3 protein-coding genes are annotated in these 3326 nt (G+C 58.0%); all 3 read left to right on the forward strand.

Going from position 1 to position 3326, the window contains the following annotated elements:
• The coding region (locus BO1_RS48335; protein WP_245644143.1) for a DUF5372 family protein at positions 1-322 on the forward strand (322 nt) is incomplete at its 5' end.
• Between the two features lie 176 nt (positions 323-498).
• Positions 499-951: a helix-turn-helix domain-containing protein gene (locus tag BO1_RS48340; RefSeq protein ID WP_028223713.1), complete on the forward strand. Its 453-nt coding sequence runs from the start codon at positions 499-501 to the stop codon at positions 949-951.
• 276 nt (positions 952-1227) lie between these two features.
• Positions 1228-3312, forward strand: a complete 2085-nt coding sequence (locus BO1_RS58695) for a recombinase family protein (protein WP_084688850.1) — start codon at positions 1228-1230, stop codon at positions 3310-3312.
• Positions 3313-3326: the final 14 nt, after the last annotated feature.

Below are 3326 nucleotides of genomic sequence, written 5' to 3' on the forward strand. Positions count from 1 at the left end.
CCCTTATCGTAAGTCAGCAACTGCCTGTCATGAGGACAATCGCCCGGTCGTAACGGTCGAGATCACTCATCCATTCCATCCCCAACGCGGGACCCGCATCCACGTGGTTACACGCCGACAGAACTGGGGCGAGGACCGTGTGATGTTCTACAACGCCAACGGTCGGCTAGTGTCGATTCTGGCGTCATGGACCAATGCCGACGAACCGGATCCATTCGCCCAAGCTGCGGCGGGCCGCTCCTGGTTTCGCACTGACGATCTGCGCCGGTTGCGTGCGCTGATCGACGAGCTGATACCTATGGACACGAAACATGTCAAATAAATTACGCCGTCTCAGTAAGTTAAATTATGCCGCCATGCGTTTCGACATTGGATGCGTGGTGGTAAAAATACGCGTTCAATATCGGTGTAAAGGCGTCTCGCGCTTGATATTTAGCCTTGACATTTTTATATGTGCGGCATATTTTAGATTACACAATCCACAGTACGAGCGCCGCCTTGAAGAAGCCCGATCCCAAGCTCGAACGCCTGAATCGCCTTGGCGTGCGGAATCCTCATCCAGAACGTGTGCGCGCGCCTTGGTTTCAGTCGGGCGACTTCTTCGATGCCAACGATCTCATTCAGGTCAAGTACGAGATGCTGCGCCACGTCCATGTCGATGGCGCATCCAAGGCCGAAGCCGCAGCGTTGTTTGGTGTATCTCGCCCGACCTTCTATCAGGCAGAGGAGGCATTCGCGCGCGATGGATTGCCTGGCCTCGTGCCGAAGCAGCGCGGACCGAAAGGCGCGCACAAACTCGACACCGATGTGATGGCCTTCATCGAGCAGCGCATGGAAGACGATGGATCGATTCACGCTCGAGCGTTAGCCGAACAACTCGAAACCGAGCTCGGTATCTCGGTTCACCCCCGCAGCATCGAACGCGCAATAGCGCGCAAAAAAAAACCATAGAACCGGCGGCCGCTGGCGATGCCCCAGCGGGAGCGACGGTCGCTGCGTACGAGGCGTTACGCACGGCTGTGATCGACGGTACGCCTCGCCCAGAGGGCGCGGCGGCATTGCGTTATCACGGCATGCTGCACGGTCTTCCCATGCTAGTTGAAACCGTGCGGCCCAGAGACGCTCATGCTCCTGGACACGAACCCGTCGCACATTCACTGCAGCCAAACGGCGAATTCGTACGCCTGTTAGCCAGTCTCCTGTTGCACACTCATTCGGAGCTCGTCCATGTCTACTGACCGGTATCAGAAAGTCACGGCTGACCACCTACGGCGCGACGCCTTTCTATACGTGCGGCAATCTTCGCTGCGACAGGTATTCGAGAACACCGAAAGCACCAAGCGCCAGTACGCGCTGCGCGACCGTGCTGTCGCGCTGGGCTGGCCGATCGAGCGCATTCATGTCATTGACAGTGACCTTGGTCTGTCAGGAGCCAGCGCGCAGCAGCGCGATGGTTTCCAGAAACTGGTGTCGGAGGTTGCTATCGGCCACGCCGGAATCATACTCGGACTGGAAGTGTCCCGGCTCGCGCGGAACAATGCAGATTGGCATCGCCTGCTTGAGCTCGCAGCGCTGACCCACACTCTCATTCTCGATGAAGACGGTGTCTGCGATCCGGCTTACTTCAACGACCGTCTTCTTCTGGGGCTGAAAGGCACCATGAGCGAAGCGGAGTTGCATGTACTGAAGGCGAGACTTCAGGGCGGGATGCGCAATAAGGCGAAGCGCGGCGAACTCGAATTGCCGCTGCCCATCGGCTTCGTCTACCATCCCAATGGATCGGTTGTACTGGACCCCGATCAGCAAATTCATGCGAGTCTCCAATTGCTGTTCGATACGTATCGGCAGACGCATTCGGCCAGTATGGTGGTGCGCCGGTTCCGCCGCGAGGGTTGGGTCTTCCCCCGCCGAGTCCGACGCGGTATCGGTAAAGGCGAGGTGCATTGGGGAGAACTGAACACATCGCGCGTGTTGCAGATCCTGCATAACCCAAGATACGCGGGTGCATTCGTGTACGGCCGGACACGAATCGCGCGCAAGGCCGATCTGACCAGCACACAACTGAAGGTACCCCAGAGTGATTGGGAGGTATTGATTCGCGATGCCCACGTCGGCTATATCGACTGGGACGAGTTCGAACGCAACCAGGTCACGCTCAGGCAGAGTGCCACCAATTTCTGCGATGGCGCCCGGGGCGCAATGCCGCGCGAAGGCGTCGGACTGCTGCAGGGGCGCGTGATATGCGGCATATGCGGCAAGCGCATGCGCGTTAGATATCAGAGGGTGGCCAGCGCACTCGAACCGTACTATGTGTGTCTTGCCGCGGCTGCACATCATGCTGACAAACCGTGCCAGTCAATACACGGGCGCGACGTGGACACGGCGATCAGCGCATTGCTACTCCAGACTGTTGCGCCAGCGGCCATCGAGGTAGCTCTCGCCGTCGAGGACGAAATCGCTGGCCGCGTTGAACAGGCCGATGCGATGCGCACCAAGCAGTTGGAACGAGCGCGTTACGACGCCGAGCTCGCCCGTCGACGTTACATGAATGTTGATCCCGCCAACAGGATGGTCGCTGACGCGTTGGAAGCCGACTGGAATGCCCGCCTTCGGCAGTTGGATGGTCTGCAGCAAGAACACGAGCGCCAACGCAAGGCCGACCAGCGCTTGCTTGCGGACGAAGCGCGTGCGCGCATTCGAGCTCTGGCCGCTGACTTCTCCGTGGTCTGGAACGACAAGCGTATTGAATCTGTTGAACGCAAACGCATGCTCGGCCTCCTTATTGAAGACGTCACGCTTATAAAAGCTGAACAGATCGCGGTCCACGTTCGCTTCCGTGGCGGTCAAACAACCTCCCTGATGGTCGACAAACGTAAGCCCATCGCCTTGATTCGCAAGACGCTGACCGAGGTTGTTGCGAAGATCGACGAGTTGCTCGAAACCTGCTCTGACCGTCAGGTTGCCGCGCACCTCAATGAGCTGGGCTATAAGAACTGGAGAGGTGAGTCCTTTACGCACAAGAAGGTCATCAATATCCGCAATGCTTATAAACTTAAAAGTCGATTCACGCGCCTACGAGAGCGCGGAATGCTCACCGCCAACGAACTCGCCGCACAACTCGGTGTGTGCCCGACCACAATCTATCAGTGGGGACAAAGCGGGTTCTTGCGCCAACATCGTTATGGCAATCTACATCGCTGTCTCTTCGAACCCGTTGGCAATGTCGTCCTCGTCAAGGGGCAAGGTGGTCGCTACAGTTCCACCGCTCCGACGCTTATCCCTGCTCAATCAGCCACACAAGGTGCAATGTGAAACCTACGCCTTGT

This window comes from Paraburkholderia oxyphila NBRC 105797, assembly GCF_000685075.1.
GTDB classification, from domain to species: Bacteria; Pseudomonadota; Gammaproteobacteria; order Burkholderiales; family Burkholderiaceae; genus Paraburkholderia; species Paraburkholderia oxyphila.